This window comes from Paenilisteria rustica (genome assembly GCF_013820765.1).
GTDB lineage: Bacteria > Bacillota > Bacilli > Lactobacillales > Listeriaceae > Listeria_A > Listeria_A rustica.
In genome coordinates this window covers 1-20,138 of sequence record NZ_JABJVM010000018.1, presented here as the reverse complement: position 1 = coordinate 20,138, position 20,138 = coordinate 1, and the positions used below count along the sequence as shown (strand labels likewise).

Below are 20,138 nucleotides of genomic sequence, written 5' to 3'. Positions count from 1 at the left end.
AATGAGTTATGATGCACCGAATAAAGCAGGTTTTTATGGGAATTATGGCGGGAAATTTGTCCCGGAAACATTGATGAAAGCTGTCACAGAACTAGAGGCGGCGTACGAAATATCGAAAACGGATGAGGCGTTTCAGCAAGAATTGAGCTATTATTTACACGACTATGTTGGGCGCGAGTCCCCGCTTTATTTTGCGGAACAGTTGACGGCACATGCGGGCGGCGCCAAGATTTATTTGAAACGGGAAGATTTGAACCATACCGGCGCGCACAAAATCAATAATTGCATCGGGCAAGCCTTATTAACGCGCCAAATGGGGAAAAAGAAAGTCGTGGCAGAAACGGGCGCTGGGCAACATGGTGTAGCGACGGCAACCGTAGCGGCCTTATTTAACTTAGAATGCACAATTTTTATGGGAGAAGAGGACATTAGACGGCAGCAGTTGAACGTTTTCCGAATGGAGTTGCTCGGCGCGAAAGTGGTCAGCGTTTCAGGTGGGAATGGCACGCTAAAAGACGCTGTCAATGAGGCGCTGCGCTATTGGGTGGCGAATGTGGAAGATACGCATTACATCATGGGTTCCGTTTTAGGACCGCATCCATTTCCGCAAATTGTTCGTGATTTCCAAAGCGTGATTGGAGCAGAGGCTCGCGCGCAACATTTGGAGAAAGAGAACCGTTTGCCAGACGCGTTAGTAGCTTGTATTGGCGGTGGCAGTAATTCGATGGGACTTTTTTATCCATTTGTGAACGATACGACGGTCAAAATGTACGGTGTCGAAGCGGCTGGTTCTGGTCTGGATACCGCTTTTCACGCAGCATCGCTATCCAAAGGTGAAATTGGTGTCCTGCATGGCGCAATGATGCATATTTTGCAAGACGATGCCGGTCAAATTCAGGAAGCTTATTCTATTTCGGCAGGCTTGGATTATCCGGGAATCGGTCCCGAACATAGTTTTTTAAGAGACGAAGGACGCGCCAAGTATGCCTCTGTGACCGATGACGAGGCCGTAGAAGCGTTCCAATTGCTTTGCCGTACAGAAGGCATCATTCCGGCGTTAGAAAGCTCACACGCAATCTCCTTCGCCGTAGAACTCGCCAGCAAAATGAACCCAGAAGAAAGCATCGTCGTTTGCCTATCTGGCCGTGGCGATAAAGACGTGGACCAAATCCGCGCACGTTTGAAAGGAGCAGATGACAAATGATGTTACAAAACGCAATCGAAAAAGCTAATTTAGCCGTAGTTCCCTACATTATGGCGGGGGACGGCGGCCTCGACCAGCTAGAAAATCAGATGCAGCTACTGAGTGATGCAGGTGCGACGGCGATTGAACTCGGCATACCTTTCTCAGATCCAGTAGCCGACGGGCCGGTGATTCAAGAAGCAGGTGCGCGTGCTTTGGTGGCGAAAATTAGCCTCGAGCAGATTTTAGAAACACTGACAACGAGCAAAATCGAGATTCCGCTAGTTGTGATGAGTTATTTCAATCCGATTTATCACCTTGGCGTTGAAAAATTCATCGAACTTGCTAAAAAAACACCGATTAAAGGACTCATTATTCCTGATTTACCGTATGAACATCGCGATTTAATTTTGCCGTATTTAGAAAATACCGATATTGCCCTAATTCCGTTGATCTCGCTGACGAGTCCAAAAGAGCGAATGGAATTGATTGCGAAACAAGCGCACGGGTTCATTTACGCGGTGACAGTGAACGGGACAACAGGCGAGCGCGCAGTATTCGGCGATAAGATTGACGAAAATTTGACGTACTTAAAAACGATTAGCCCTGTACCGGTTTTGGCAGGTTTCGGCATTTCTAATCTGGATCACGTGGCGAGATTTGCCGCCGTGTGTGACGGTGTGATTGTGGGAAGTAAGGTCGTGCAGCTGTTGCATGATGGGAAGTATGAAGAGTTGAGTGAATTTATTAGTGGTGCGAGTCAAATTAAATAATTTTCTTAACATGGTGGCATTTTCGAGAGATAATCTCTGTTTTTTATGAGAAATTAATCAAAATTGTAAAGTCTATATCTGAAAAATAATTTAGTGTTATTTATTCACAGATATGGGCTTTTTTTTGTATGAAATATGGTATGATTAAGAAGAAAATAACAATGGGAAGGGATGGATAAAATGGCGAAAAAAATACAAATACCAAGCGGTCGATTAGCCGAACATGCGAGTGCGATCCAAGCGACAACAAGCACGTTGAAGTTACAGCCTAAGCCAAGCGTTTCGTATTCTACAGGTAGCGCGCGGCAACTGGTAGAAGGCGTGATGGAGTTTGCGCAAATGACAGCATCCGCTCCCGCTGCGTTTCAAAAAGATACAGCGAATTTGAAAAATGTGGAGAAGGCATTTGTTGCCTCGGAAAAAGCGCTGGGCGATATGCTACACAAAGGAATTGAATGGGTGAGCAGTAAAAAATAGGTCAGGGGGATACATAGCAATGCAACCAAGACAACGGGAAGAAGATGCTTGGAAAAAACAAATCAAGAAAGAGCGGCAGTTTGAAGAGTTGGAGCAACTATTTTCAAAAGCGAAACGGGCACAGGAAAATGTTTTGCATACTTTTCAGGATGCGTGGCAGGGAAACCGGTCACGGCAGCGATTAGGACTCGTCGAAGAAACGATGACGGAAGAATGGCAGAAACGGAAAAAACAGATGTACGCCGTGGATGATGTGAAACAGGAATCGCGTCGCGCCCACCAGCGAGCTAAATTTGCATCGAAGGAGGCTGATGCGCATGCCACGGATTGAGATTGGGGAAGTACGTTATTTTGTGGAACAGTTTTTAAGAGAAAGTAAACGATTACGGGATGCATTGCGGGATTATCGAAAAGCCGTTGCGAAATTAGTGGCAGATGGTGAGATCCAAGGTGAATTTGTCGATAGTGCGAAAATCTATTATGAAACGGTGCACTATCCCATCGTAGACACGACCATCGAGTGTTTGAGTGAAGCGGATAGGATTTTGAAGAAGTATGTGCAGGACTTTGAAATGCAGGTGGATGATGCGTTTGACTCCCGATTGGATTCGGATAAATTGGATGCGTTGTACGCCGAAATCAGGCGATCAGAGAATTTGTTGGATGACTTCACACATGCGATGGATTCGATGACGGGGAACTTGAACATCGGACAACAGATAGGCATGAAGCTGGGACTGGAAACGTCAATGATTCAAATTAAAGAAGAAATCAAGATTTTAGAACGCTATCTGGATTTTGAACATAGCCATACGAACGTGATGCACGATGTTTTATCGCGGATGTATCAAGTCAAGACCGGTGTGAATGAAATCCTAGCTGGAAAAGCGTTCAATGGCACGACACACACCTACGATTCCAGCAAAATGCAATTAGGTTGGCTGAATCATCTAGTACCAGAGAAGAAGCCGAAGAAAACGTATAATTTCGATGACTACACGAAGACGCTGGAAGGTAGTTATTGGATATTAAGTAAAAATGGCATCACGAATCGCGAAACCGCAGAAGCGAGTATTGCCTACAATGACGGCTTAAAAGATGGTACAATAAAGAGTGAAGCTGGAGATGAGGACTTAGACTTTGATACGGCAAATATGCTTGCGGCAATGGAAGGTTATAATTATTTAACAGGGGAAGAGATTACGAAGGCACAAAGTTTCTCCATCATATCTGCTGTATTACTTGGCGGTATTGCAATGAAGGGGAGAGGCGTAAAAATCCCAAAAAGTAGTTTGAATAAAATAGAAAGTAATTTGGTGTTAAAAGGAAAGAATTACAAAGGTGAAACAAGTAGGGTAGTTCTTAAAGATACACCGGATGTTAAGCAGAAAACAAGCGCTTCCTATAAAAGTGGAGATAAGTTTCCAAAAGAACTACTTAAAAATAAACCAAGTAATTCACCGGTACCAGATAAGTGGCTGAATAAAGGCGGAAAACTTGATATAGATGGCGACACGTGGAAGTACACAGATTGGGAAGGGAACACAATTAGCTATAGAAATGGTTTCCCAGATTTTAAAGAGAACGGTTTTGTGAAACAAGAAGTTCAATTAAAAGAGTTTATAACCAGACCAAAAGATTTCAGAGAGGCAGATAAAATTGCGCCAAATGGAGCCAAAAGTCCAGACAGTACATGGCATCATAAAGAAGATGGCACAACATTACAAGAAGTTGAGACGAGGATACATTCGAGATTCACTCATAAAGGTGGCTTCTCATTAAAAAACAAATAAAGGAGAACGTATATAATGAATAGAATTAAAGGCTTTGGCTCACTTTCAATACAAGAAATTGAAGCATTAGAACAAAAGGTTAATGCTAATTTTCCAGAAGACTATAAACAATTTTTGATGAATAAAAATGGTGGGGTGCCAGAAGAAAATTATTTGTCCATGATAATTCCATCTAATGGTGAAGAGATTGTTTTAGGGGCATTATTGGGAATTAACGAAAATGATAATTTTGATTTAGAAAGCTGGCATAAAGAGTATGGCGATGAATTGATGGAATCGTCGTTAATTATAGGAACAGAGTATGGCTCTGGATTATTTGTTTTGATATGTGAGGGAGATCAAGAGGGAGTATATTTTTGGGATAATGGGCAAGAAATAGAGGGATCAAGTGATGAAGAGAATGTATATAAGTTGACAACTTCGTTTGCTACATTTATTTCTGAATTGAAATTAGAAAAATAGTATATCATTTGTGAGGAGTGGGGAAATAATTCCTATGATTCAAGAGGTACGGAATGGATTAAAGTAATATTAACAAGAATAATATAGAGTTTGTGAAAGGTGATATATATGAGTAAACGTATGCTTAATGACGTATTTGGAGTTGCTGATAAAGTGCTCGAATCGTATGTTGACAGAGATAATTTAGATGATAGATTTGAATACCTTTTAACAGAACGTAGCCACATATGTATTCATGGTTCTTCAAAATCCGGTAAGAGTTGGCTCAGAAGAAGAGTAATTAAAGAATCACTTATTGTACAATGCAGGCGAGGATGGGATTATCAAGATATATACACAGCGATATTGTCAGAGTTAGATATTGAATTAATAATAAAGCGCACAAAAACAGCTCAATTTAGTGGGACCATAAAGGCTAACGGGTCGGCTGGGGTGAAACTTATAGCTAAAGTAGAAGGGGGAGTTGAAGCAGGTTATACTAACACAGAAAATGTTGAAAACAAAATTATTGGAAAAGATTTCACAGATATAAAATACATTGCAGAATTAATAATTGCTTCAGATAGAAGGGTAGTCTTAGAGGATTTCCATTACTTAGCTCCATCTGAAAGAAAAAATTTTGCTTTTGATTTAAAAAGTTTTTGGGATTATGGATGTTTTTTTGTAGTCATAGGAGTATGGTCGCAAAGAGATTTACTGGTGAGTTTAAATCATGATTTGTTACACAGGGTTAATAGTTTATCGATAAACTGGAGTGAAGAAGATTTATGCAAGGTTATCCAAAAAGGAGAACAATTACTAAATGTTGAAGTGGGGGATGAGCTAAAAAAAATAATTGTCAAAGATAGTTTCGGCAATGTTGCCCTGTTACAGACTTTAATTAAAAATATTTTACTTGAATATGAAATCTATGGAAAACAAAAAAGTAAAGTAGTTATAGATGATTTTGGTGTTTATCTTCGTATAGCTCAAAGGCAGGCTGAGGATTTAGAAATTGTATATCAAAATTTCGCCAAAAATGTATCAGAAGGTATTCGGAAAAGGAAAAATTCGACTGATTCGTATAAATTAGCAATAGAAAATATTTTATCAATGGGGGATCAAATTTTAATTGAAGGCTATCCGAAGGATGATCTATTCAAAATTTTAAATGAAAAAAATCCAAAAATAATTCGACCTAATTTTGATAGCATGCTAAACAAGCTTGAGGAAATACAAGCTGACGATGATGGGCGTAATATTATCCTCAGCTATGATGAATCGCGTAAGCTAATAATATTGAATGATAAGCAATTATTATTTTATCGGAAACATAAAACAAAAAATTGGCCATGGGAAGATTTAGATAAATATGATGAAGATATTTGATGGCTTGCCTATCAGTGAAGAATGTTTTCTTTCATTACTTTTTGTGAGAGTACTATAAGATTGGAAAATTTAGTTGAATAATGTTGTAATCTAAAAGATTTCCTATAAAATAGATGCTTCAAAACGAGGTATCTATTTTATAGGTGCTTTTGAAATTTATCATTAAGTAGCTTTTTTTCTATTTATTTTCAACTAATCATTGCAAGCTTGTGCAAGAAGGAGTAAACTAAAATTTAGTTGAGTTTTAAACAAATCATTATTTCATGAAAAAGCGAGTGTCATTAATCGGCTCAAAAAGAGCACTTCACAATAAAGGACGAGGTCTATGTCTTCATCAAAACTACTTCGAGGAACTTTCATTTTAACGTTGGGAACTTTTATTTCTAAATTTTTAGGTCTGTTTTACGTCATTCCGTTTTATTGGATTATGGGTGGCGCCGGACCGATGACATTGTATAATTTCGGGTATGTCCCGTATCAAATTTTTCTAGGAATCGCAACGGCTGGTGTTCCATTGGCGGTGGCGAAATATGTCGCGAAATATAACGCGATTGGCGAGTATGAAATCGGGCGTCGATTATTCCGAACAGGCGTGTATCTAATGCTTGCAACGGGTGTTGTCAGTTTTATCGCGATGTATGCGTTAGCGCCTGTACTCGCTGGGCTGCAATCGATTGAGGGAAGCGGTTATACGGTGGAGGACGTGACTGGGGTTATCCGAGCGGTCAGCTTTGCGCTTATCGTTATCCCGGTTATGAGTCTGATTCGCGGTTTCTTCCAAGGGTACCAATCGATGGGGCCTTCTGCGGTTTCACAAGTTATCGAGCAAATTGTCCGTATTGCGTTCCTACTTGTCGGCTCGGCAACGGTTCTTTACATTTTACACGGCACAATCGTTAGCGCCATTAGTATCGCCACGTTCGCAGCTTTCATCGGCGCATTGGCGAGTCTAGCATGCCTACTTTGGTACTTCTTCAAACGCAAAAAAGGCCTCGATGCCCTGTTACGAACCAGTAAAGGCGAAGTTACGGTCTCATTACCGTCGATGTATAAAGATATTTTCATTACCGCGGTGCCATTCGTTGTTGTCGGCATTGCCAGCTCACTTTACCAACAAATCGACCAGTTCACGTTTGGCCGAATTTTGACATGGATTGGCTACAGTGGCCATGAAGCGGAGAATTTACTCGGTATCGTTAACTTTAGTGCGCAAAAATTAGTCATCATTCCAGTTAGTTTAGCGACTGCGTTTTCGATGACCATCGTGCCTCTCGTGACGGCGGCGTATGCACGTGGCGAACAGGAAAATGTGAAAAAACAGTTAAACGATGTTTTCCAAGTACTACTTTTCATCACGTTACCAGCTTGTATCGGGATGTCCTTGCTTGCAGAACCGCTTTATACCGTGTTTTATGAGCATGATCCTGCAGGCATTCAAATCTTGGCGTTCTATGCGCCAGTCGCGATTTTACTATCCTTATTCAGCGTAACAGCGGCGATTTTGCAAGGAATTGATGAACAGCGATTCACGATTTTGAGCCTACTGATCGGTTTATTGACGAAATCCGTTTTCCAAATGCCACTGATGATGTGGATGGGAGCGCGCGGTTCCGTTGCAGCAACAGGACTTGGCTATACCGTATCCGTTATTTTTGCGATGATTATCATTCGGAAATATGCGAACTACAATTTCAGCGTTATTTTGAGAAGAACCGTCTTGATGTTACTCCTTAATTTAGCGATGGCGGTCTCCGTATTGCTGGTATATCAAGGTTTAACAATGTTTATTAACCCAGAAACGAAATTAAATTCGATGATTCTACTCATCATTTGCGGTGGGGTTGGCGCGCTCGTGTACGGCTATTTGAGCTTGCGACTACGCCTTTTCGACAAAGTATTTGGCCCAAGAGCCGCAACAATTCGCCGGAAACTACGCATGAAAGCATAAAAGGGAGGCAAACACATCATGGAAAAACGAACAAGAAAGCGGTCAAAAGAAGCACGGCGGGCCCGCGTATTTTTGACGCTTGGTATTATCTGCGTCTTAGCAGGACTGGGTGCACTATACCTAAACTACACGTTGGTTGCAATGCCATTCGCCATTCTAGGTTCCTTATTATTTGGCATGACGATTGGATTAAAACTTCCAAGAACGAAAGAATAACAAAGAAAGCTTGCAGGTCGAATCTAGACTTTGCAAGCTTTTTCTGTGCTATTAAAAACGATTCGGAGATGCTATACTTAGAATATGGAAAATTTTAAAAAGGAGCATACATATGAAAAATTTAGGTCATGTAATCACAGAACAGTTCAGCTATCAACGGAAATCAAGACGGCTTCTTTGGCTGCTCCTTGGTATTTTAGTGACGTGTTGCCTGTCCAGCCTTAATCAATATGAGGCTTGGAAGGCACCGAATGAGGACTTGAAGGAAATGCTAGAAGCGAATAAAAGCATCGGTTATACACTAGAGCAAGCACTCGCGACGGATCAAGTGATTACGAAAGAGGATGGCGTTGAAACTAGCAATAATCCGATTAAATATGCTTATTACGAGGCTAAGACGCAAAAAGCAGCTTTAAATCCTTGGAATGCGCCAAACCAGTTTTTCACCTCTCTGGCTGTGGTTGTCTTGCCGGTTATCTGGGGGCTTTACTGTATTCTAACAACATTAGGCGCGAATAAAGCGGCGCGCGCCGATCGGAGTTATGGCAGTTCTTTTCTGGGGAAACTAATCGCGCTTTGCATCACTGGAATCGGAGTTGTCATTTTCACCACAATTCTATCAATTCTTGTTCAGTTCGCAGCCAACGCGATGCTTGGTATCCACGTAAATACGCCAGCGCCAGACCTCGCCAAACTGCCGATTCAAACTGCCTATCAATGCCTTGTCTTCACGCTATTCGCAAGTTTCTTTTTCTTCTTGGCAACATGGACGAAATCGCAAAAAATCAGCATCCTTGTTTTAGTAATCTACATGCTCCTCATTCCGAACTTAGGTGGTTTTGATCTTAAAAATCTACTTTTGCTGACAATTGGCGATATTTACAATACGTCCGCGTCCACAATGGATATTATGAAAGGCCAGCCAACCGATATGTGGCTCGGGTACACGATTATCGTCTGCCTTTGGATCGGATTGGGCTTTTTTACATATCAATATACAAAATTAAAACGAGATCCAAAAGCAACTATTCCGCGCTGAAAATCGGTTTTTCTGTGGAAGAAAAAATGAGATGTGTCGATGATTTTCCGTATTTGATCGCCTCATCAATGAATAATTCGAGTGCCTCCATACTAAGCGAACTGATTTTGACGAGGTAGCTATATTGGCCGGCTAATCTGTGGCATTCCAATACGTCAGGTTGTTGCACGCAAAACTCGTAAAAAGCTTTACAATTGTGCGTTTCAAACAAAATAAAAGCCGTCATTCTTCGTCCTAATGCATCTAAAGAAATCGTAGCCGTATAGCCGGTAATAACGCCCTTTTCCTCTAGTTTTAAAACGCGTTCTTTCGTCGCGGGAGGTGTCAACATAACTAATTCCGCCAATTCTTTCATTGATATCCGCGCATTCTTTTCCAAAATCGCTAAAATTTTCATATCTGTTTGATCCATTTTCATACCTCGTTTCATTTAAATAAATACTTAAGCAGAATAATCCTTATTTTCAATAGTATAGCATAGAAAACAACTTATATAATACCTGTGAATCGCTTCGTTTATTCGCTAAAATAAAAGTAGAAAAAGGAGGCGCGGAAATGGCTAAAAAAATTATGATGTTATTGGCAGATGGTTTTGAGGCAGTAGAAGCAAGCGTTTTTACCGATGTACTTGGATGGAATCAGATGGAAGGAGCAGGTGGCACGGAGCTCGTGACAGTCGGGTTGCGCGAAAAACTGCGCTGTACGTGGAACTTCACGGTGTTGCCAGAATATACATTGGATCAGGTGACATTGTCGGAATTTGACGTACTTGTCATTCCCGGCGGTTTTTACGAAGCGGGGTTTTACGAAGATGCTTATAGCGTGGCATTTTTAGATGTGATTCGTTATTTTTATGCGCAGGACAAACTTATCGCGACGATTTGTGTGGCAGCATTGGCGCTCGGTAAAAGTGGGATTTTACAAGGGAAGCAGGCGACGACATACAATGGGGAAGGGAGCGTCAGACAAGCGCAGTTACAGGCATTTGGGGCCGAAGTTCTGCCAGACCCAATCATTCGAGACGGGAATATCATCACATCGCACAATCCATCTACAGGTTTCGACGTCGCTTTTCTCGTGTTAGAAGAGCTGACAGGGCGCGCGAATACGAATCATGTCAAAACGCTTATGGGATTTAAAAAATAGCAAAAAAGCCTACACGCGCAACAAAAAACGTGTAGGCTTTACAATTTAATAAGGATTATCATCTGTTTCACTGAATTTCTTCAAGTAATAAGGAATTTGCTCGGCGACTTCCGTGGGCAAAACAACATATTTCTTTTTCGCCAACGTCTCACCGATATAACTATGCAAAAATACAGCGGTGAGGACGGCATGTTTCGGTTTCTCTAATTGTCCAAGCAACCCAGCAATCATCCCAGCAAGTGTATCGCCCATGCCGCCAGTCGCCATCGCTGGTGTGCCATAAATGTTTTGCCAAATATCTTCACCGACATAAACGCGCGTACGATGATCTTTCAAAACGACAATGGCATCCAAATCCGTAGCAAAATCCTGATTCTTCATATCGTCCAAATCCTCGGTCTCCATATGCGTCAACCGTTCCCATTCCTTACGATGAGGCGTGAAAATGAGCGTGGCATCCGGTTTTTTGAAATTTTGCGATGCGTATAACGTGATCCCGTCGCCATCAATAACAACCCGCTGCTCGGCATGCGCATATTCGCAAACCATCTCTAAAAGCTGTTGCGCTGTCTCGTGTACACCGAGTCCAGGACCAATCAAAATCGTATCAAATTGTGGCAAAACCTCTATCAAGTAATCCATATCATTGAAATCAAGGCACATCGCTTCGGGCAGTCTTGCGTGGAGCGCGGAACGATTCACCGGATGCGTCGCGACAGTTACAAGCCCGGCGCCACTGTAAATCGCGCCTTGTGCAGCCATAATAATCGCACCACCAAGCCGTTCATTACCACCGATTAGTAAAACACGACCATAATCCCCTTTATTCGACTCATCTTCGCGTTGCTTAATCCAAGCGCAGATCACTTTCGGCGTGATTTTTTTCATTATGCAACACCCTTTCTCGATTTTTTGCATTATGTATAGTATTCATTATAAACCTACTTGCCAAAATGTCCAATTTAGTATAATCTATGCTACAAAAGGAGTGAAAGTAATGAAACCAATTTTTCCAGCAGTAAAAGCAGTCATTATACATAACGGCCAATTTTTAGTTTTGAAGAAAGCGGGTGTAGAGGGGGACGTCTGGGAGCTTCCTGGTGGTCGGATGAACTTCGGTGAAACGAAAGGTGAGACATTATTCCGTGAGGTCCAAGAAGAAACGGGGCTTCAAGTGCAACCATTTATCCTCTACGATACGTGGGAATTTTTCCAACCAGAATATCAAATTACAGGCGTGATTTACTTGTGTGAAAAACCAGATGGCGATGTCAGGCTTTCGAGTGAACACCAAGCGTACGAGTGGTTTCCGCTTGATGCGAGCAGTTTGGAACGCATGGATGTTGTGTTTGCATCACGGATGGTACGATGGGATTTTGAAGCGATTAAAGGATTTATGTCGTAATTCGCCTCAAATTGCTTTCATACAGGCGCGAAAGAGTATACAATGGAATAGATAAATCAGTGTGTTGCATGATAAGTAGTTGACGGCACATTGGAGAAATTAACTGTTGAAGGGATTGTTATAATATGAGTACGATCAATTGGCAAGAGGAAGTAGAGAAACGCCGCGAGGATTTCAAACGTGATTTGTTTGCGATTTTGAGCATTCCAAGTGTGCGCGATGATTCCAAAGCAACGGAGGACGCACCGTTTGGCCCAGATGTGAAAAAAGCATTGGATTTTGCTTTAGAACTAGCGGCAAAAGACGGTTTTACAACGAAAGAAGTTGGCAATGTTGCAGGTCATGCTGAATTTGGTCAAGGCGAAGAGCTAGTCGCAGCGCTTGGTCACGTCGATGTAGTACCAGTTGGCGACGATTGGTCACATGATCCGTTCGATCCAATTTTGAAAGACGGTAAGGTATTCGCGCGTGGCTCAGCGGATGACAAAGGCCCGGCGATGGCTGCTTACTATGCAATGAAAATTATTAAAGAACTAGATTTACCGCTATCTCGCCGTGTTCGGATGATTTACGGTTCAGATGAAGAAAGTGGTATGTCATGCGTCGAGCGTTATTTCGAAACGGAAGAACAGCCAACAATGGGCTTTGTTCCAGATGCCGAATTCCCGATTATCCACGCTGAAAAAGGTATTTCTGAACTAGATATTTCTTTCAAAGATGGTGAAAAAGAAGGGAACGCTGATTTCCGTCTAATCAGTTTTGAATCTGGCGCGCGTTATAACATGGTTCCGGATCACGCGAAAGCTGTTTTGGAAAACGTGAAGGATTTTGATATTTTCTCTAAAAAATTCGCAGCGTATCAAAAAGAAACAAAATTAGCTGGTGAATTGGTGGAATCAGGTAATACAGTGACGATTTCTATGGTTGGTAAAGCTGCACATGCGATGGAGCCAAACAATGGTATTAATGCAGGACTTCATTTAGTAGCATTCCTTGGCAAATTCACGCAAACTGGTGCTGCAAGTGATTTTATAACATTTGGTAAAGATTACTTGTATGGCGATTCACGTGCGATGAAACTTGGCATTCGCTATGAAGATGATGAGAGCGGCGAGTTGACAATGAACGTTGGTGTGATTCGTTATAGCGTGGATGCAGGCGGTCGTTTTGGCTTGAATTTCCGTTATCCGGTGACTGCAAACATGGATCAGCTGAAGCTTAAAATGGAGACTGTTGTGAACGAATATAATGGCCAATACACGCATTACGACGATTCTAAACCATTATTCGTACCAAAAGACCATCCACTAATCCAAACGCTGCAAGAAGTTTACACGAACCAAACGGGTGAAGAAGCAACATTGCTCGCTATTGGTGGAGGAACTTATGCGCGTCACATGGAGACTGGTGTCGCTTTTGGAGCGCTATTCCCAGGTCGCGAAGACACGATGCATCAAAAAGACGAGTTCGCGTATTTCGATGATTTAATTAAAACAATCGCAATTTATGCCGAAGCGCTTTACAAATTAGCGAAGTAAAGTATATAATTGAAAAAAATTAAGATTCGGACTGAAGGTAGCAGAGGAACGAAACGTCGGTTTTGGCCTCTGCCCTGGTCTTGATTGGAATTTTTAGATAGTTGCAAAAACATTCGCGAAGGAGTGCTGAAAAGATGAAAGTATTAGTGAAGAACCAATTAATAGAACGTGATGAAGCAAAGGTTGATGTTGAAGATAGAGGTTACCAGTTCGGAGACGGAGTTTACGAGGTTATTCGTATGTACAACGGCCAATTTTTTACATATGACGAGCATATCGAGCGTTTGTATGCCAGCGCGGCCAAAATTGATCTTGAGATTCCTTATAGCAAGCCGGAATTGCGCGCGCTTGTGGATAGCTTGATGAAAGCGAACAATATTGGGACTGGTAATGTGTATCTTCAAATCACGCGTGGGGAGCAGTCGCCGCGTAATCATGTTATTCCGAGCACACCGCCCGAAGCTGTGCTCACGGCCTCCGCTAGTGAAGTTCCGCGTGATACGACGCTGTTTGAGAATGGTCGTAAAGCGATTCTGGAAGAGGATGTTCGCTGGTTACGCTGCGATATTAAGAGCCTTAACTTGCTAGGGAATTCCATTGCAAAAAATAAAGCGCACCAAGCAGGAGCGTTTGAAGCAATCTTGCACCGCGGGGAGAACGTGACGGAAGGCTCTGCGGCAAATGCTTACATGATTAAAGATGGCAAGCTGATAACGCATGCTTCTAATAATCTGATTTTAGAGGGGATTACACGCCAAGTTATTTTGCGAGTGGCGGATGAGAACGATATCCCCGTTGTTGAATCAGGCTTTACGCTAACTGATTTGGCAGGCGCGGACGAAGTATTTATTTCCAGTACAACGATTGAAGTGACGCCGATTATCGAAATTGACGGCAAGCTAGTCGGTGATGGCAAACGTGGACCGATAACGAAAAAACTCCATGATGCCTTTACAAAAGAAATTATGAAACAATGTGGAGAATTAGCAGTAAACTAAAAATGATGAAATCGGCTGAGTTCATGAGTAATGGAACTCGGTCGTTTTTTTGATTGGGAGGTTTTGAAAATGGACCGTTCACTAAAAGCGCATTTGCAACATTTGGAGGAGCAGTTATTAAAACCGGAAATTCGATCATCTCGAGAAGCCTTGCAACGAATTTTAGCGGAGGATTTTTTCGAATTTGGGAGTTCTGGACGCGTGCTTTATAAAAATGAACCGATTGGCGAGGAAGGAATCGGCGAAGTACAGATGCAATTGCGCGATTTTGAAATTCAGGAATTAGCAGACGACGTTGTTTTAGCGACGTATCGAATTTTTAACGTCACGCAACAGCAACAAACCTTGCGAAGTTCCATCTGGAAATTCAAGGATGCTAGATGGCAACTTGTTTTTCATCAGGGAACGAAATGTATATAAATAATTACATATAAAAAAATAAATGTTGATACACGGTTATTGTTTTCGCTTTCATGAAAAATGACGCTTGACAACTTTTTGATTAGGCGTATAATAAGCCTTGTTAATAGTTCGTGTGCGAATCTTTCGCTCCTGAACATTAAAGGGGGCGAATAGAATTTGGATGAGAAATTAATACGCGAGGTCGTGCTTTCGTTTCGAACGATGCAGCGTAAAATACACCATTATTTACAAGAAGAGGCGACGAAGCGTGACATTACGACGGTACAATTATTTTCGCTAGGCACATTGAAGAGGGAGCCACATTTAACGCTTGGCGAACTGGCAGAACGTGTACGCGTGAATAAAAGTACCATGAGCGGGATTGTTGATCGGCTAGTGAAGGCGAATTACTTAACGCGGGGACGTGATGAAGGTAATCGGCGAGCGCTCAATTTACAGCTAACGCCAGAAGGTCTCGCAAAAGTGGACGAAACGTACGATGTTTTTTTTGACCGTTTAGAGGCGGTTTTAGAAATAGACTCAGAAGAATTTAGGGCAATGCTCGCAACACATGACAAAATGATTGCGTTATTAGAACGAAAAGGAGAAGCAGAATAATGAACATGAAAGCAGCAAGTGATGGAATTAAAACAAACGGTATCTTAATCGTGATGCTGATGGGGGCATTTGTCACAATCTTGAATCAAACGTTGATGAATGTGGCGCTTCCAAGTATTATGACAGATTTTAATATTACGGCAAGTCAGGGGCAATGGCTGACAACTGGATTTATGCTCGTCAACGGGGTCATGATTCCAATGACGGCGTTTTTGATTGAGCGATTTACGACGAGACAACTATACTTATTCGCGATGATTACCTTTGCGATTGGGACAACAATTTCCGGTTTTGCGGGGGATTACACAGTACTTATTATTGGACGGATGGTACAAGCGATCGGCGCGGGTATTGTGATGCCACTATTAACTGTTGTTGTGTTGAATCTTTTTCCAATGGAACGACGCGGCAGAGCGATGGGGCTAATTGGCCTTGCGATGAACTTTGCACCAGCAATTGGACCGACTTTATCTGGTTGGATTGTGCAAGAATATGATTGGCGCAACCTTTTCTACATCATCATTCCATTTGCGATTCTTGATGTTGTTGTAGCTTTTTTTCTACTAAAAAATGTCGGGAAACGTACTTTTCCAAAATTGGATTTTCTCGGTGTTATTTTATCGACCATCGGATTTGGTAGTTTATTACTCGGATTCAGTAATGCGGGGGATCACGATTTCTTATCCGCAAAAGTGTTAGGATTCGTATTATTAGGATTTATCGTATTAGCTGTATTTATCTGGTATCAAGGTCGCGCGAAAGCACCTTTACTCAATTTCAACGTATTCAAACACAGAACCTTTACGTTGACAACAACAATCAGCTTTTTTGTAATGATGGGATTGTATGGCGGCATGCTTTTATTCCCGATTTTCTTGCAAAGTGTTCGACATTTTACACCGCTGGAATCGGGGCTTGTGCTCTTGCCAGGGGCTGTGATGACCGCAGCGCTTTCGCCGATAACAGGGATTATGTTTGACCGATTTGGTGCGAAATATTTATCTTTAATCGGCCTTATTATCATGGCTGTGACGACGTTTATGTTTACAAACCTTGATGAAAGCACGACTTTAACGTATATCGTTGTGGTGCAAACGGTCCGGGCAAGTGGGATGGCAATGGTAATGATGCCACTGCAAACGGCGGCGCTCAACTCGTTACCACTTTCCATGGCAGCGCACGGCTCGGCGATGTTTAACACTGTCCGGCAAATTGCGGGGTCGCTTGGAACGGCGCTACTTATCACCACGATGTCTAAAAGTGCGAAAAGCTTTGGTGAGAATTTGACCGCGGCAGATGTGGCGGGTAAAACAAAAGAACAGATTGCGAATCATGTGTTGATTCATGGTATTGAGACTGCATTCTTAGTATCGTCTATTCTTTCGGTGATTGCGGTTATTTTGGCCATCTTTATTAAGAAGAAAAAGCAATCATTGGCTCCAATTGTGAATAAAACAGAAGTTATGGAACATTGATACGGACCTCTGGATTTGGCTTTTGGCTGGGTTTGGAGGTTTTTTTTGTGTGGGGAAATGGTAGTGAGGGGGAGTTGGTTGGGTGTGTCGGGGTTTTGGCTTATGTCTGTTCGAACAGCAACTGGTGGATTACATGTTCGCTTTGCTCACATGCATATTGGAAGTGTAACTCATCTTCATTCGAACGCTTCCAACAAATACGAACATACGTTGACTTGACGGGAGGCGCGAAGAGAAGTAAAATTTAAAAGGTAGCTATTTAATTGTGATGGCTCTTTTTTTTATCCATCTTTCTAAAATACATAATTTTTTTGCGCTGAAATTTTATTATATCTCGAAAATTTGGCGTGCCAACGGGTGTTGTGTGATAGCTAGAATCGTCGTTAATAGTAATGAAATATAATCGTGATGGAACAGGTTTGGAAAAAGACAACGACGTAAGTGAAGGTGAATGTAAATGGAAGATAATTTGTTTGGGCAAGATTGGGAAATAGAGCCAGCGGGCGGTGAAACGGGAAAAGCTTTCGTTGCAATCCATGAAGACGAAAAATTCTTTTTGAAAAAGAATTCCTCGCCTTTTTTAGCTACGCTTTCTGTTGAAAATATTGTGCCTAAATTAATTTGGACGCGGCGAGTGGAGAATGGGGATGTTATCACAGCTCAAAAATGGATTAATAATGGTCAGACATTGACGCCCAAAGAGATGCGGGAAACGCGTGTGGCCAAGCTGCTCGGCAAGATTCATCAATCGGAGGCATTGCGGGATATGTTACAAAAAATTGAGAAAAAGGATTATTCTAGTTCTCATTTATTGGAAACGGTGACGGAGAGTATCGACAATTTAAATCAAGTCGATACGAAGGTTGCCCAGGCGTATCGTTACTTAATAGAAAATGTGGATAGCTTGGAGGAAGGGCGCCACGTCGTTTGTCACGGAGATGTCAATCATAATAATTGGCTGCTTTCAGAAGGTGAGGAGCTTTATTTGGTCGATTGGGACGGAGCGATGCTTGCTGATCCGGCGAATGATCTTGGCGTGCTGTTGTATCAATATATTCCGTATTCGGAGTGGAGTGATTGGCTTGCTGAATATGGTCAGACGTTAACACAAGCTTTTTATACGCGTATTAAATGGTTTTCCATTTGCCAGGTTTTAATGGCGATGAATTGGCAGTTTGAGCATGATCGGAAGCCTGAACTTGCCCGTTTGGAGCTACTTTTGAACAAAATAATTGAGGATAATGAGGTGTACGCAACGTTATGCGAGTAAAACATAAACCGTGGGCGCGGGACAAAATTCTGGCTCACCCAGAAGTGTGTGTGGCAAATCCTGAGGAATTAAATGGGAAGTGGCATCAACTATTTGGAAATGAAAACCCGATTCATATTGAAATCGGAACGGGAAAAGGGCAGTTTGTGACAGGTATGGCACAGGCGAATCCTGACATTAATTATATTGGAATTGAAGTTGTGGAAAGTGTTCTTATCACGGCGCTTGATAAGGCTCTTGCGGCGGGAATTCCGAATTTACGCTTGCTGTCTGTGGATGGGGCGGATTTACTAGAGTATTTTGAAATGGCGGAGGTTGCGCGGGTCTATTTGAATTTTTCTGATCCATGGCCGAAAAAAAGACACGCGAAACGTCGCTTGACACATCCTAACTTTTTGGATATTTATAAAGCTTTGTTGCCGGCGGATGGCGAGATTCATTTTAAAACGGATAATCGTAGTTTGTTTGAGTACTCGCTTGTGGCATTCTCGGAGTATGGTGTTCTGCTGACTTATTTATCGCTTGATCTCCATAACAGCGAGTTCGAGGGGAATATTATGACAGAGTACGAAGAGAAGTTTTCAGCACAAGGTTTTCCGATTTATCGTTTAGAGGCTAGATTTAAAGCGTAACTGAAAGGCTAGAGTTCCCAGAAATCGTGGTTACTCTGGCTTTTTTAGTATGAAGGAGGATAAAAAGATGGATACTTTGCGAGTAGGGGAGATAACGATTCATTGGTTGCGCGGTGGTGTGACTCATTTTGATGGTGGTGCGATGTTTGGTGTAGTTCCTAAAGCGTTGTGGAGCAAGAAATATGAGCCTAATGAAAAAAATCAGATTCAGTGTGTGACGGATCCTATGTATTTTATGTATCAAGGAAAACATTATCTTATTGATGCAGGTATCGGCGTTGACCGGCTGACGGAGAAGCAAAAACGTAATTTCGGTGTTGTGGAAGAATCGTTTATTTTAGAAGACTTGGCGACGCTGGGTGTGCAACCGGAAGACATTGATTATATTTTGATGACGCATCTGCATTTTGACCATATTGTCGGTTTGACGGATACGAGTGGAAAAAGTATTTTCAGGAATGCGACGATTTATACAACGGAAACGGAATGGCAAGAAATCCGCGAGCCGAATATTCGTTCCAAAGCGACATATTGGCCTGAAAATTGGCAGGGGATTGCGAGCCAAATTCAGACGTATTCGGAGTGTTTGGAATTAAATGACGCGATTCGTTTGGAGAAAACGGGCGGGCATAGTAATGGGCACTCGGTGATTCGGATAGATAGTCAAGGTCAATCGGCTATCCATATGGCGGATATTTTTCCGACGCACGCGCATCAAAATGTTCTGTGGGTGACGGCGTATGATGATTATCCGATGGACTCTATTTTCGCGAAAGAACGGATTCGAAATGAGTTGGATGGAACGGGGAAATGGTTGCTATTTTATCATGATTATTTCTATCGTGCTTTGCAGTTTGATGTGGATGGAAATGTAGCGGATGAAAAGATAGCAAGAAGAGATATTTAGTATACCCCTATATGGTATGCTCAATTGTATCCCTGGTAGGGGGTTATCGCGAAGGCTTTTATATAAGTCGTTATGATTGATTGAGAAAATAGCGCAAAATTATTATTAGGGGGTATATCTATGTCTGAGGTTAGAAAGTCTATTTCCAATCGTTTTGCGAAAATCGAAGGACATGTTAAATCCATCAAGAAAATGACGGATGAAGAACGTTCTTATGAAGATATCATGTTACAAGTTGCTGCGGTGAAAAAAGCCTTGCAAAGTGCTGAGAAAGTTATTTTCAGCGAGCAGATGAAAGAGATGGTCGAAAGTGGTGTATATGACCAAAAGCGTGTGGATAGTTTTATTAAATAAAAAAACTGGTTCTATAATAAATGTTGGGGTAGAAATTAATCTGCCTCAACATTTTTTTGTTCTTATTTCAAGACAAAAAAATACACAGTAATATCAAAATCCTTTAAGATAAAAGTGACCAAACCCAATCCAAA

23 protein-coding genes are annotated in these 20,138 nt (G+C 41.9%); 21 read left to right on the top strand and 2 right to left on the bottom strand.

Annotated elements, in window-relative coordinates:
• Nucleotide 1 precedes the first annotated feature (1 nt).
• From trpB to HPK16_RS13740, 10 genes are all read left to right on the top strand, one after another.
• Nucleotides 2-1,204 carry a tryptophan synthase subunit beta gene (gene trpB / locus HPK16_RS13785; RefSeq protein ID WP_181677507.1) on the top strand — a complete coding sequence of 401 codons (1,203 nt, stop codon included), beginning with the start codon at nucleotides 2-4 and terminating at the stop codon, nucleotides 1,202-1,204.
• Nucleotides 1,201-1,956, top strand: a complete 756-nt coding sequence (trpA, locus tag HPK16_RS13780) for a tryptophan synthase subunit alpha (RefSeq protein ID WP_181677506.1) — start codon at nucleotides 1,201-1,203, stop codon at nucleotides 1,954-1,956. The genes trpB and trpA overlap by 4 nt, the downstream gene beginning before the upstream one ends.
• A 180-nt stretch (nucleotides 1,957-2,136) precedes the next feature.
• Nucleotides 2,137-2,433: a DUF3130 family protein gene (locus HPK16_RS13775; protein ID WP_181677505.1), complete on the top strand. Its 297-nt coding sequence runs from the start codon at nucleotides 2,137-2,139 to the stop codon at nucleotides 2,431-2,433.
• Between the two features lie 19 nt (nucleotides 2,434-2,452).
• The gene (locus HPK16_RS13770) at nucleotides 2,453-2,764 is read left to right on the top strand and encodes a hypothetical protein (RefSeq protein WP_181677504.1); all 312 of its coding nucleotides are present in this window, start codon (nucleotides 2,453-2,455) and stop codon (nucleotides 2,762-2,764) included.
• Complete coding sequence (locus HPK16_RS13765) at nucleotides 2,751-4,226, top strand: T7SS effector LXG polymorphic toxin (protein WP_181677503.1); 1,476 nt, start codon at nucleotides 2,751-2,753, stop codon at nucleotides 4,224-4,226. Before HPK16_RS13770 ends, HPK16_RS13765 begins: the two co-directional genes overlap by 14 nt.
• 15 nt (nucleotides 4,227-4,241) lie before the next feature.
• Nucleotides 4,242-4,688 (top strand): SMI1/KNR4 family protein, encoded by a 447-nt coding sequence (locus HPK16_RS13760; protein ID WP_181677502.1) that lies wholly within the window; start codon nucleotides 4,242-4,244, stop codon nucleotides 4,686-4,688.
• A gap of 108 nt (nucleotides 4,689-4,796) precedes the next feature.
• On the top strand, nucleotides 4,797-6,056 hold the full coding sequence (locus HPK16_RS13755; RefSeq protein ID WP_181677501.1) for a hypothetical protein: 1,260 nt from the start codon (nucleotides 4,797-4,799) through the stop codon (nucleotides 6,054-6,056).
• A gap of 325 nt (nucleotides 6,057-6,381) precedes the next feature.
• The gene (locus HPK16_RS13750) at nucleotides 6,382-8,004 is read left to right on the top strand and encodes a putative polysaccharide biosynthesis protein (protein ID WP_181677500.1); all 1,623 of its coding nucleotides are present in this window, start codon (nucleotides 6,382-6,384) and stop codon (nucleotides 8,002-8,004) included.
• 18 nt (nucleotides 8,005-8,022) lie between these two features.
• Nucleotides 8,023-8,220, top strand: coding sequence for a hypothetical protein (locus HPK16_RS13745; protein ID WP_181677499.1), 198 nt, complete (start codon nucleotides 8,023-8,025; stop codon nucleotides 8,218-8,220).
• A gap of 112 nt (nucleotides 8,221-8,332) precedes the next feature.
• Nucleotides 8,333-9,259, top strand: a complete 927-nt coding sequence (locus HPK16_RS13740; RefSeq protein ID WP_181677498.1) for a hypothetical protein — start codon at nucleotides 8,333-8,335, stop codon at nucleotides 9,257-9,259.
• Here HPK16_RS13740 and HPK16_RS13735 read toward each other — a convergent pair.
• Nucleotides 9,246-9,671: an Lrp/AsnC family transcriptional regulator gene (locus HPK16_RS13735; protein WP_181677497.1), complete on the bottom strand. Its 426-nt coding sequence runs from the start codon at nucleotides 9,669-9,671 to the stop codon at nucleotides 9,246-9,248. The two genes, HPK16_RS13740 and HPK16_RS13735, sit on opposite strands and share 14 nt — an antisense overlap.
• Nucleotides 9,672-9,814: 143 nt before the next feature.
• Here HPK16_RS13735 and HPK16_RS13730 point away from each other — a divergent pair, with 143 nt between their 5' ends.
• On the top strand, nucleotides 9,815-10,405 hold the full coding sequence (locus HPK16_RS13730; protein ID WP_181677496.1) for a DJ-1/PfpI family protein: 591 nt from the start codon (nucleotides 9,815-9,817) through the stop codon (nucleotides 10,403-10,405).
• Between the two features lie 45 nt (nucleotides 10,406-10,450).
• Here the strand turns inward: HPK16_RS13730 and HPK16_RS13725 are convergent, their stop codons facing one another.
• Nucleotides 10,451-11,293, bottom strand: a complete 843-nt coding sequence (locus HPK16_RS13725; protein ID WP_181677495.1) for an NAD(P)H-hydrate dehydratase — start codon at nucleotides 11,291-11,293, stop codon at nucleotides 10,451-10,453.
• 109 nt (nucleotides 11,294-11,402) lie between these two features.
• Here HPK16_RS13725 and HPK16_RS13720 point away from each other — a divergent pair, with 109 nt between their 5' ends.
• The 10 genes from HPK16_RS13720 to HPK16_RS13675 all read left to right on the top strand — a co-directional run bounded on the left by HPK16_RS13720 (nucleotide 11,403) and on the right by HPK16_RS13675 (nucleotide 20,004).
• Nucleotides 11,403-11,810: an NUDIX hydrolase gene (locus tag HPK16_RS13720; RefSeq protein WP_181677494.1), complete on the top strand. Its 408-nt coding sequence runs from the start codon at nucleotides 11,403-11,405 to the stop codon at nucleotides 11,808-11,810.
• Nucleotides 11,811-11,935: 125 nt separating this feature from the next.
• Entirely contained in the window at nucleotides 11,936-13,348 is a 1,413-nt protein-coding gene (gene pepV / locus HPK16_RS13715) for a dipeptidase PepV (protein WP_181677493.1), read from the top strand.
• Between the two features lie 134 nt (nucleotides 13,349-13,482).
• Complete coding sequence (gene dat / locus HPK16_RS13710; RefSeq protein WP_181677492.1) at nucleotides 13,483-14,346, top strand: D-amino-acid transaminase; 864 nt, start codon at nucleotides 13,483-13,485, stop codon at nucleotides 14,344-14,346.
• A 69-nt stretch (nucleotides 14,347-14,415) separates the two neighbouring features.
• Nucleotides 14,416-14,766: a nuclear transport factor 2 family protein gene (locus HPK16_RS13705; RefSeq protein ID WP_425487940.1), complete on the top strand. Its 351-nt coding sequence runs from the start codon at nucleotides 14,416-14,418 to the stop codon at nucleotides 14,764-14,766.
• A 159-nt stretch (nucleotides 14,767-14,925) separates the two neighbouring features.
• The gene (locus tag HPK16_RS13700) at nucleotides 14,926-15,366 is read left to right on the top strand and encodes a MarR family winged helix-turn-helix transcriptional regulator (RefSeq protein ID WP_181677490.1); all 441 of its coding nucleotides are present in this window, start codon (nucleotides 14,926-14,928) and stop codon (nucleotides 15,364-15,366) included.
• Nucleotides 15,366-16,841 carry a multidrug efflux MFS transporter MdrM gene (gene mdrM, locus HPK16_RS13695; protein WP_181677489.1) on the top strand — a complete coding sequence of 492 codons (1,476 nt, stop codon included), beginning with the start codon at nucleotides 15,366-15,368 and terminating at the stop codon, nucleotides 16,839-16,841. The genes HPK16_RS13700 and mdrM overlap by 1 nt, the downstream gene beginning before the upstream one ends.
• 457 nt (nucleotides 16,842-17,298) lie before the next feature.
• Entirely contained in the window at nucleotides 17,299-18,111 is an 813-nt protein-coding gene (locus HPK16_RS13690) for a phosphotransferase family protein (protein WP_181677488.1), read from the top strand.
• Complete coding sequence (gene trmB / locus HPK16_RS13685; protein WP_181677487.1) at nucleotides 18,102-18,743, top strand: tRNA (guanosine(46)-N7)-methyltransferase TrmB; 642 nt, start codon at nucleotides 18,102-18,104, stop codon at nucleotides 18,741-18,743. The genes HPK16_RS13690 and trmB overlap by 10 nt, the downstream gene beginning before the upstream one ends.
• 67 nt (nucleotides 18,744-18,810) lie before the next feature.
• Entirely contained in the window at nucleotides 18,811-19,650 is an 840-nt protein-coding gene (locus HPK16_RS13680; RefSeq protein ID WP_181677486.1) for an MBL fold metallo-hydrolase, read from the top strand.
• 120 nt (nucleotides 19,651-19,770) lie between these two features.
• On the top strand, nucleotides 19,771-20,004 hold the full coding sequence (locus HPK16_RS13675) for a metal-sensing transcriptional repressor (protein WP_181677485.1): 234 nt from the start codon (nucleotides 19,771-19,773) through the stop codon (nucleotides 20,002-20,004).
• The last annotated feature ends 134 nt before the right edge of the window (nucleotides 20,005-20,138 follow it).

Excerpts from the sequence above, each read along its gene's own strand:
- HPK16_RS13740 (WP_181677498.1), top strand. The coding sequence starts at position 8,333 with ATGAAAAATTTAGGTCATGTAATCACAGAACAGTTCAGCTATCAACGG.
- HPK16_RS13705 (WP_425487940.1), top strand. The coding sequence starts at position 14,416 with ATGGACCGTTCACTAAAAGCGCATTTGCAACATTTGGAGGAGCAGTTA.
- dat (WP_181677492.1), top strand. The coding sequence starts at position 13,483 with ATGAAAGTATTAGTGAAGAACCAATTAATAGAACGTGATGAAGCAAAG.
- HPK16_RS13735 (WP_181677497.1), bottom strand. The coding sequence starts at position 9,671 with ATGGATCAAACAGATATGAAAATTTTAGCGATTTTGGAAAAGAATGCG.
- HPK16_RS13760 (WP_181677502.1), top strand. The coding sequence starts at position 4,242 with ATGAATAGAATTAAAGGCTTTGGCTCACTTTCAATACAAGAAATTGAA.
- mdrM (WP_181677489.1), top strand. The coding sequence starts at position 15,366 with ATGAACATGAAAGCAGCAAGTGATGGAATTAAAACAAACGGTATCTTA.
- trpA (WP_181677506.1), top strand. The coding sequence starts at position 1,201 with ATGATGTTACAAAACGCAATCGAAAAAGCTAATTTAGCCGTAGTTCCC.
- HPK16_RS13775 (WP_181677505.1), top strand. The coding sequence starts at position 2,137 with ATGGCGAAAAAAATACAAATACCAAGCGGTCGATTAGCCGAACATGCG.
- pepV (WP_181677493.1), top strand. The coding sequence starts at position 11,936 with ATGAGTACGATCAATTGGCAAGAGGAAGTAGAGAAACGCCGCGAGGAT.
- HPK16_RS13750 (WP_181677500.1), top strand. The coding sequence starts at position 6,382 with ATGTCTTCATCAAAACTACTTCGAGGAACTTTCATTTTAACGTTGGGA.
- HPK16_RS13745 (WP_181677499.1), top strand. The coding sequence starts at position 8,023 with ATGGAAAAACGAACAAGAAAGCGGTCAAAAGAAGCACGGCGGGCCCGC.
- HPK16_RS13765 (WP_181677503.1), top strand. The coding sequence starts at position 2,751 with ATGCCACGGATTGAGATTGGGGAAGTACGTTATTTTGTGGAACAGTTT.
- HPK16_RS13690 (WP_181677488.1), top strand. The coding sequence starts at position 17,299 with ATGGAAGATAATTTGTTTGGGCAAGATTGGGAAATAGAGCCAGCGGGC.
- trpB (WP_181677507.1), top strand. The coding sequence starts at position 2 with ATGAGTTATGATGCACCGAATAAAGCAGGTTTTTATGGGAATTATGGC.
- HPK16_RS13755 (WP_181677501.1), top strand. The coding sequence starts at position 4,797 with ATGAGTAAACGTATGCTTAATGACGTATTTGGAGTTGCTGATAAAGTG.
- HPK16_RS13725 (WP_181677495.1), bottom strand. The coding sequence starts at position 11,293 with ATGAAAAAAATCACGCCGAAAGTGATCTGCGCTTGGATTAAGCAACGC.
- HPK16_RS13720 (WP_181677494.1), top strand. The coding sequence starts at position 11,403 with ATGAAACCAATTTTTCCAGCAGTAAAAGCAGTCATTATACATAACGGC.
- trmB (WP_181677487.1), top strand. The coding sequence starts at position 18,102 with ATGCGAGTAAAACATAAACCGTGGGCGCGGGACAAAATTCTGGCTCAC.
- HPK16_RS13675 (WP_181677485.1), top strand. The coding sequence starts at position 19,771 with ATGTCTGAGGTTAGAAAGTCTATTTCCAATCGTTTTGCGAAAATCGAA.
- HPK16_RS13680 (WP_181677486.1), top strand. The coding sequence starts at position 18,811 with ATGGATACTTTGCGAGTAGGGGAGATAACGATTCATTGGTTGCGCGGT.
- HPK16_RS13770 (WP_181677504.1), top strand. The coding sequence starts at position 2,453 with ATGCAACCAAGACAACGGGAAGAAGATGCTTGGAAAAAACAAATCAAG.
- HPK16_RS13730 (WP_181677496.1), top strand. The coding sequence starts at position 9,815 with ATGGCTAAAAAAATTATGATGTTATTGGCAGATGGTTTTGAGGCAGTA.